The 9,372-nt window shown below is 58.4% G+C and carries 3 protein-coding genes and 3 pseudogenes; all 6 read left to right on the forward strand.

Annotated features, from left to right (window positions below; genetic code table 11):
- Positions 1–3: 3 nt before the first annotated feature.
- Complete coding sequence (locus IVB36_RS00380) at positions 4–420, forward strand: hypothetical protein (protein WP_247390164.1); 417 nt, start codon at positions 4–6, stop codon at positions 418–420.
- 5,275 nt (positions 421–5,695) lie between these two features.
- Positions 5,696–6,497, forward strand: a pseudogene (locus tag IVB36_RS00385) (radical SAM protein).
- Between the two features lie 50 nt (positions 6,498–6,547).
- On the forward strand, positions 6,548–6,901 hold the full coding sequence (panD, locus tag IVB36_RS00390) for an aspartate 1-decarboxylase (RefSeq protein ID WP_247390166.1): 354 nt from the start codon (positions 6,548–6,550) through the stop codon (positions 6,899–6,901).
- 88 nt (positions 6,902–6,989) lie between these two features.
- Positions 6,990–8,160, forward strand: a pseudogene (locus tag IVB36_RS00395) (8-amino-7-oxononanoate synthase).
- The gene (gene bioD, locus IVB36_RS00400; protein WP_247390168.1) at positions 8,157–8,789 is read left to right on the forward strand and encodes a dethiobiotin synthase; all 633 of its coding nucleotides are present in this window, start codon (positions 8,157–8,159) and stop codon (positions 8,787–8,789) included. Before IVB36_RS00395 ends, bioD begins: the two are co-directional and overlap by 4 nt.
- A pseudogene (locus tag IVB36_RS00405) lies at positions 8,786–9,372 on the forward strand (aminotransferase class III-fold pyridoxal phosphate-dependent enzyme); the annotation flags it as partial. The gene bioD and the pseudogene IVB36_RS00405, both read left to right, overlap by 4 nt.

Here is a 9,372-nt window from a genome sequence, read left to right on the forward strand (position 1 = left end):
GGCGTGGGCGCGACCAATGAAATTGCGGCGCGGATGGGAGGTGAGCAGACCCGTTTGGCCGAGAAGCGTTCCACAGTCCGTTCGTGGTCAACTCGCACGTTGAGCCAGCGAGTTTCCCTCATTTCGTGTCCTTGCCTAAGAGTTTTCCAATCTTGCTGTTCATCCAGTGCAACCGCGAGCAAGCCGGCCAAACAAAGCATTGAAATTCGTTCTCTGTCGCGCAGTACTTATCATCGTCGATCATTTCTGGACAATCAAGTTGGTGATCTGGCAAGCAAAAGTGAAGGCGCGCATACTGCCTCCGTGCTGTTTGAGTTCACAGAAAAACGCTGGATGAATGAGGCCAGTGCTATATGGGACCTCAAGGGGGTTATCGCGACGATTAGTGTGCCCTGCGCCCCCGAAGGGCGAATTCAGTAGCGAAAGGCATCTGGCGGCTCATTGCTCGCGAGTGGCCAAGGAATCAACAACAATGGTGCGTTTAGCGGGCGGACGATATGGCTCACAAGGTCAGTGCTCGGTTCGGCGACCATTCCGCCGGGGGGTGTTTTCCGCGCTCGCAAGCATGTCTTCGGGCCGGCCGTAGTATGACCAGGCAAAGCCCGCTTGTGGGTGAATAAGCCGCCTCGAGCACGTGCCGCTGCCATTGAAACTGGCGGTTTGCTGGTCCCGAGCGCCCCTTCTCTTGTCGGCAAAGTCCGGTTCTTGAGCAAGCATTCTGCGGATAGCAGCCTGAGCTGACGGATCAACTGCGTTCTACCTCAACTATCACACTTGATTTGCAGCCCCTCGGCAGAAGGAAGTCGGATGAGCTGCTCGTCGAGAGTGGAGAGGTCGAGCCGGGTCATTAAACCAAGTGCCCCCGCTCGAATGCGCCGAAAGCAGCGTAAGCTTTAGAGGCGCGTCTCGAAATGAATCGCCGGACTATCGGGTTCGAACGCGGTGTTTCCCTCAATCATGGTGCCGAGATCAATCTTCAGTCCCTCGCGGGTATAAACTTCCACATCATCTCTTCCAAGGCGCTCACATGAGCTTCTCCATAATCGCTCGTCAGGTCCTGATGGGCCTCATTGCCGGATCGGCGTTCGGCTCTTGGGCAATCGTCAGGCCTGCACGTCGAGCAGATCCAGCTCGCGGATCTATCGGCAGCTCTCTTGCTCCCGCGATGACCGCTGCCCATGCCTAGCACTTGCACGGACTCGTCTCGGATTACGGTTGTTCATCTAGTCTACTTTCGTTCAACGAGGCTGCGTCCGTCCGACCATGGCATGACGTGCATTCGGGAATGGTGATAAGCGCACCACGATGACAGCTTTTGGCGAGGCCCCGTCACAACGGGGTCGCCGCACATATACGCGGCTCCCGGATCGCCATTCTTGAAACCAACAATGGCCCGGCATTGGCCCTCACAGTGATCGACGAGCAAGACCCTGTTGGATCCATCGGGTCCTCTCACATGACCGCTCCGGGATACCGCATCGATCTCGCGGCGGCTGGTTTGGAACTCAGTGCCCGCAAACGTATTTCGTAGCCTCCAAGGCTGGATTGGTCCTTCTTACATGTGGGCGATCTTGTCTTCATAGGGCCGGCGATTGCGTGGACAGGACAGAAAGTGCGTTCTTCGGCTGAGCGCGATCCTCAGCCGCTTTGGCAGAAGACCTTTCATCGCAAGCGGTCGGCCTGCTCCGCTGGAAGCGGCCGAACATTGGTGCTCCCTAGCTGTGCACTCTACAATCTGACGCTACGTATGATTCAATCCCCCTCCGAGCTTATCGCGTGAATATGTCGAACCCGTATTCGTTTGCCAGGAGCCAGCCGCAAGACGAGCAGGGCGGGAGGCGCTTCACCAAGGCAGTTGGCTTTGGGTATCAATCGTCTGCGGAAGGCGCAGCTCAGGTCCGCTCGAGTGTGCGCGCATAGCGACCCCCAGCTGTGAGGCTGCTCGTCGGTGGCCACGAGTGATCAAGCGAATCAATCAAGCTTACTTGAATGTGTGGATAGGAGGTGCCTTGGCGACGGAATCGATCGCCCATGGCTGGAATGCTCTGGCGAGTCTGTGCAAATTGGCTTTGTCTATCCAGCCGAGCTCTCCCGCTGTCACCATCGTAATGGGGCTGCTTCCCGGGAGTTGTCGGTGCCGCGGCGGCTGAGAAGATTGGAAACGAGATCAATCGGCAGCGCGTTAACCTGGTCAAAGAGCCAAGCTCCCGTCAGGTAACCCAACAGTGACTTCGCCGTTCTAGATAACCTTGAACTATGGACGACCTCGAAAGGCGTCGTCAGGTGCAGGCCACGCCGGGTTGATCATCGCGGGTTCGATATTTGTGGGAAGATTTGCCGAGCGTCACGTTGGAAGCCCAAGCGGAACTCAGCCCTGGTCCCATTGAGAGCATCGCGGCTCGAGTCCAGATTGGCGCGTTTGCTACAATCGCGTTGGTATTGAAGACTTGCTACGCCGACTACTCCAGGTCGGCCGGGGGAAAGACCGCGGTTTCGGAGGCAAATGGCTCTTCCAACGAGCGGCGCAGTTGGCCATGCTCTCTGATGGATGGGCGGGGCCTTGTAGCTTGGCGCCGATCGGCGTCCTCCCATTCATCTTGAGGCGCGAGCGATTGTTAGGCCGGCACGCTCCAGCACATCCAAAATCGTTTCAGCAACCGCCCGCGGATCTCGCTCGTCCTCTTTGCTAACGTTACAGGCCAAGGTAGCTGCGATGATCGCGTGCGCTGTTTTGCGCTGGAGGCAATCGTATTCGGCATACTCACCGCAAGTATTGCAGTTGATCACTGGTCGGCCGCTCCAGGGATCGTGCATTGCGATCTCGCACCAGTTATCTGTGTGACATTTCGGACATAGCATAGATCGAGATTTCCTTGTGGTCTGACCTCGCGCGCTTCAAGGCCATCAGTTGAACGGCCGCTTGCTAGCCAAAGCTGTAGAAGTCATTGCTACTCCGAAGGCCGTGTTGCCCGTCTTTGGATACGAAAAACGTGATGGAGGCGGCGGCGGAGGTAATCCAGGCACCCGAAGGCGGCTTCGGCGTGAGCGACCGTCGACGCATCTCTGGCGAGAATGCTGGCAACCGTGTATGCCTGAAGCTACCTGTTTTGGCGTAAGCAAGCTATTGCAGGTTCGCCGCGGCCGCATCACGGCTACTGAAGATGAGTATGGCTCCAACTTCAATTCCACTCTGAGCTGCGAGGCCCCGATCTCCGGACTGCGACCTTCTGCGTGAGCAATCTGTCAAATCGGGCAACCGCAACGCGAGGATGCTGCTGCGATCTTAGAATCCGGTTCCCCTGCAGCCTGGCTTCGTCACCACACGTGCAATGATTCGCCGAGGCGACTTCACTGCGGCGCCAGGGACAAGGCGGGCGTTCTGCAATCTGGGCGCCAAATGACACACTCGAAATTGTGTCGCCCGGAAGCTGTTCTACGGCCAACCATGCTCGCCAGCTGTAAGGAGACCCTACAATCTGACGCTACGTACGATTCAAGCCCCAATGTCGCGCATTCGCGCCCTTTGCCGCGCTTGCTGCGAGCGGCTTGTCGCATCTCAGACATCAACAGAGCGGCCGGCAGATAACGGCAAATGAGGTGCTTTTGCGAAAGCCAACCTACGGGATCTTACGTAGGGCATGTGTCGCATTTTCTTGATCTAAAAATTGCATCATCTTCCGCATGAAAGAAAAAAAGCTGTTCTCAGACGCCAAACATTGGAGAAGCCGTGCTGAAGCGACCCGAAGAAAAGCGGAGTCGCTCGAGGACGACACATCCAGATGCAGGCTCCTCAAGGTCGCTGAAGAATATGATAAGCTGGCTCGCCTCGCGGAGGGGCGGCAAAGAAATGAGCTTGACGGGCAGTTCTGATCGCCACCGGGCGGACGGTTGCACCGATCGTCAACGCCTTGTGACCCCGGCGCGGGTGTCTCTCCGTTGGAGCTCACAGCCCGCTAGCTGAACTGCGAAACTGCGTCATGCGGTAAGGCCAATGAGCTAGGCTGCTGAACGAGTGCGGTCCGCGCGTCCGAGCCTCTGACCATGAATCCATTCTGAGTCGCGGGGCCGGCCACATAGATGACGCATTGACGGTGTCTCAGGCGGCAAGCCGGCTAACCGCTAGACATGAGAAGGATGAGATGAAAGCCCACCGTCAGGTCGTCGAATCAAAAGCCTCTCGCTCGATGAACTGGCGAGGCATTGGCGTCGCGCTTTGCACCATGTTGCTGAAGCCAGGACGTTTGTTTGGGTGACAAAGTAGCCGGTTCGCCGGATCATGCCACGCGAATTGGCTTCCGCCGCCATTTCGGCGTGAGGCGTTTCAGTCGAATTCTGGCATCTTGCACCAAGCACTGCTGAACTCAACGCCATACAATGCGGACATTCAGGCGAAGAGGCGAGCAGAAGCTCCTGCTGGCACGGCTTGCCAAGACGGGCCATCATAGATCTCTGCGCAGATTGTCTGCATGAGGCCGGGTTCGCAACGAAGGCGCGAATGACAAGAAAATTGAAGAGACGATCAGATGTCGAAAGACAAACCCAAGAGAACTCCCCGGTGAACGGTGCGGATAGAACCGATGATCTTCATCCAAGTAGGTTCGGTGCAGATGATCAGCGGTAGCTGGGGCTGCCCATGCCCGGGTGCCCGTTCGATGTGCGACTCGGACAAGACGAGTGGTGCCGGATGCAACTCTATCGGCCAAATGGAGGACGCATGAGGAGGCACAGTGTAGAAAGACTGGAAGCGGGGCGCGTTCGCGAGGGCCAATTCGCCACTGCACCAGGGTCTGGCCCTTCTGGTCTCTTCTTCGTGCAGGGGCCTTGTGGCTGCCAACTCAAGATCATCGGCTTGATCCGTCCGGGATGGGAGCATGTCTCAGTGTCGACGCCACGGCGATCTCCAAACTGGGAGGAGATGTGCCTCGCTAAAGATATGTTTTGGGATGAAGAGGAATGCGTGATGCAGCTGCATCCTCCTCATTCGCAGTATGTGAACAATAGTCGCTATTGCCTGCATCTCTGGAGGCCGACGCGTCAGGTCATTCCGATGCCTCCGGCAGCCTTCGTGGGCATCGTCGGGCTCGGGCCGTCTGAAGCGGCAATTCTGTTTGCGCAGATGAGTGCGACACCTTAGCGGATCTCGCCCCGCCGATGCCAAGTCGGGTGGCGGCGACATAATCGAGAGTCCCGCGGAGTTGCTCACCACAGCCAGGGACGACGAGCACAGCGGCGAGCGAGCCTAGGTGGCCAAGGCCCGCCAAGGGGCCGTCAGCCACTACTCTGCGCCCCAGAGCCCAACCCGCTGCACTTCTGAAAGGGGCGGAAGGTAACGCTCGCAGAGTCGGCTTGTTGAGGCCGCCGTTTGTTGTGCGGAATGTGACGCGCATAACAACACCATTGAGGATTCAGCCAGGTGAGCAGATCCGTCGCTCCGTTATACACGGCGCGCGGCCAAATACATTTGCATCGGAAGAGGCTCCTAGGGGGCGCAACTACCGGACGCACCGCCTAGTTACCTGAGTGAGGCGCGCCTGCGGGGGAATCCTGCATGAGGGGGCGGCGATTAGCCTGATATGAGCGCCATGCCCGCGCAACTCGGCGATATTTCTCGTTCAATACAGGGCAAGAGTGTTGCTTTGCGGAGCTACGCACGACGTTGTCGTCTGTACGAGCGAGCGAAAATCTTGGGGGTGCTGTGGAAGTCGAAGGCAATAGCGGCCGCAACGGTGCGCCGGTCCGCCGCGACTGGGAACGTGCCGAGGCGGAGGGGGTTTACGTGCAGCCAATTGCCGAGCTCCTATTTCAGGCCCAGACCGTTCATCGCGGTAGTTGTGACCCAAACCACGTCGAAACCGCAAGCCTGCTCAGCATCAAGACCGGCGGCTGTCCTGAAGACTGCGCCTGCTGCGCACAGAGCGTGCATTACGACACTGGCCTGAAGGCGACTCGCTTGAAGGATCGCGCTGATGTGGTCGCCGCCGCGCAGCGCGCCAAGGCGGCCGGGGCGAGTCGCTTCTGCATGGCCGCGGCGTGGCGCAGTCCAAAGGACCGCGACCTCGATAAGGTCTGCGACATGATTGCCGCCGTTAAACGTGTTGGCATGGAGACGTGCGTAACGCTCGGCATGCTCACGCCAAAGCAAGCCGCTCGCCTCGCCGACGCCGGCCTCGACTTCTACAATCATAACGTGGACACGTCACCCGAGGATCAACCTGTGGAACGAGGTGAATGGCGTGCCGGTGAAGGTCACGGCGGAGCGTCCCGATCCGATTGCACTGGTGCGCCTGGTGGCGACCGCGCGGATCATGATGCCCAAGAGCGTCGTACGGTTGGCCGCCGGGCGCCAGTACATGAGTGATGAACTCCAAGCCCTATGCTTCTTGGCGGGTGCGAACTCCATCTTTGTCGGCGATGTGTTGCTGACTACCAAAAACCCGCAATTTGACGGTGATGCAAGTTTGTTAGCTCGGCTCGGCATTACGTCTGGACTCGCTTAAGCCATCAGAAGAACGGCGTGCTGCGCGCAAGCCACTAGCGTAGATAAGAAATGCAGATTGTCTTGATGAAGGGAAAGATTCATTGCGCCTCGGTAACTGAATCCGACCTGCACTTTGAAGGCTCGATCTCGATTGATCGCGCACTTTTGGACGCGGCCGGTATCCTGATTAACGAACGCGTCGAACTCTACAACCTTGAGACGGGGGCACGCTTTGCAACGTTTGCGACAGAAGCGCCGCGAGGGTCCGGCACGGTAGACGTGAACGGTGCGGCGGCGCGACTGGCGATGCCCGGCGACAGGATAAGCATCGTTGCATACGCCTCAGTTGACGAGGCGGAGGCAAGAATCTTCAGGCCGCGCATTGTGCTGGTTGATGGACAAAATCGCATCGTGCCGATTTGAATCCAACAAGCTAATCGCCGTAGAGACCCTGTCGTTGGTGGCCAGTTGGGACTTTTGCGGCGTCGATCCTTGGCTCAGCGAGTGAAGAATGAATTCCATCATTGCGGGTAAAGTCGCCAGCTATGCGGCAGGCTTAGCTGCGCTTAAACACGAGAACCGCCTGCCACGAGAACCGCCTGCGGAGTCTCAGGCCGCGCACCGGGATTGACTTTTCATCCAACGATTACCTGGCCCTGGCGAGCGCGGCGCGCATGAAAAAAGCGATCGTCACCGCGCTTGAAGCCGGTACTCCGATCGGAGCCGGCGGATCACGGCTTCTGCGCGGCAACTGCGAGGAGCACGAATGCCTCGAAGCAGCAGCGGCGCGGTTCTTCGGCGCGCAGACCGCGCTCTTCTTCGGCGGTGGCTATGTTGCAAAGGTTGCGGTGCTGACAACGTTGCCGCAACGGGATGACCTGCTCGTCCTTGATTCCCTGGTTCACGCCAGCATTCACGAAGGAGCACGAGCTGGCCGAGCCGCGTTTCGAATCACCGCCCATAACCGCCCGCAGTTTATCGAAAGCGCAATTTGCGACTGGCGTGCCGCGGGCGGAGCGAGGCAGGTCTGGATCGTAGTCGAGAGCCTCTACGGCATGGATGGCGATTTCGCACCGCTTGAAGACCTGCTCGCGATCGCGGACCGGCACGATGCGTTCTTGGTTGTGGACGAAGCTCATGCCACCGGCGTTTACGGCGAGCAGGGGCGAGGGCTCACAGGGCCGTTTGAAGGACGCGAAAATCTCCTGGTTATTCATACCTGCGGCAAGGCGCTGGGAGCTGCCGGCGCGCTTGTCACCGCCTCTGGCGTGCTGCGCGATTTCATGATCAATCGCTGTCGCCCGTTTATCTTCGCGACCGCCCCTTCGCCGTTAATGGCGGTGGCCGTACGGGAGGCTCTGTTGATCCTGCAGGAGGAGCCGGAGCGCCAACAGCGGCTGGCGAAGCCTGTCGCGTTCACGCATCAGGAGATGGTTGCGCGAGGCGAGAGAAGTCCTTCGAACTCGCAGATCCTTCCCTATATCGTTGGCGAGAATGCCCGCGCCATGAGGCTAGCGTCCGCGCTACAGGCTCGCGGATTTGACATCCGACGAATCAGACCGCCAACAGTGCCGACCGGCACGGCCCGTTTACGAATTTCACTGACGCTCAACGTCGGAGAGGATGAGGTGCGTGCGATGCTCGATGCCCTCGCTGAGGAGACGGGGGGCGAATCTCGATGAGCCAGCGGATCGTGGTGACCGGCACAGATGCAGGGATCGGCAAATCTGTCTTTTCGGCAGGCCTTGCCCATCTTCTCGGCGCGAATTATTGGAAACCAATTCAGGCCGGTGTTGAAGGAGAGACCGATAGCGAGCAGGTCGCACGACTGAGCGGTCTTCCGGCCGATCGGATCGTTCCGGAGCGTTACCGCCTTAAAACGTCCGCCTCGCCGCACCATGCCGCCGAAATAGAGGGAATTCGCATCGACCCCGATTCGCTCGTCCTGCCGCAAACCGGGGAGCGACCGCTCGTCATCGAAGGCGCTGGCGGGTTAATGGTGCCGCTGAATTCTAGTGCACTCTACATCGACATCTTCGAGCGGTGGCGACTTCCCGTCGTGCTTTGCGCGCGCACGCTACTCGGAACCATCAATCACTCCCTGCTCTCGATAGAGGCCTTGCGAAAGCGCCAGATCGACATTCTTGGGATCGCATTCATCGGAGAAAGAAATTCGGAGACTGAGAGCGCAATTTGTGACATCGCGCGGGTGCGTTGGTTAGGACGGCTGCCCTGGATTTCTCCTTTGACGGCAGAGAGCCTGCAGGCTGTCTTCAAAGGCTCGTTTATTCCCGGCGATTTCACGCCATGAAGCCAAACAAGAGGTCGCCAATTTGGCATCCATTCACGCAGCATGCTCTTCACAACGAGATGACCAAGGTTGTGCGTGGCGATTGGTGCTTATCTCTACACTGCGGATGCATAATCGAATCATAGATGCAATCTCATCCTGGTGGGTCGTCACTCACGGCCATTGCCATCCGTAGATCGTGAGCGCGATTCAGGAACAGGCCGGCAAGCTAAACCAAGTCATTTTCGCCGGCTACACGCATGATCCGGCTGAGGAGGTCGCTCGGCTCCTTTTGAAACTCACACCCCAAGGCTTGGACCACGTGTTCTACTCGGACAGCGGGTCAGCCAGCGTGGAAGTCGCCTTGAAGATGGAACTCGGTTATTGGCACAATATAGGCGAAGAGCGAACACGCATCATTGTAGCAGCACTCCTATCACGGGGACACGTTCGGCGCGATGTCAGTTGGTGCCCGCGGTATAGCGCGACAATCTGGATGGGAAGCGCGCGACAATCTGGATGGGAAGCGCGCGACAATCTGGATGGCGAGTCGGTGTCGCGGCGAGGTGATGATTGCCGCGATGATTGTCGCGCGCAAGAGTTT

This window comes from Bradyrhizobium sp. 35, assembly GCF_023073215.1.
Lineage (GTDB): Bacteria > Pseudomonadota > Alphaproteobacteria > Rhizobiales > Xanthobacteraceae > Bradyrhizobium > Bradyrhizobium canariense_D.

Coding starts and splice junctions, on each gene's coding strand:
- bioD (WP_247390168.1), top strand. CDS start 8,157: ATGAGCCAGCGGATCGTGGTGACCGGCACAGATGCAGGGATCGGCAAA.
- panD (WP_247390166.1), top strand. CDS start 6,548: ATGCAGATTGTCTTGATGAAGGGAAAGATTCATTGCGCCTCGGTAACT.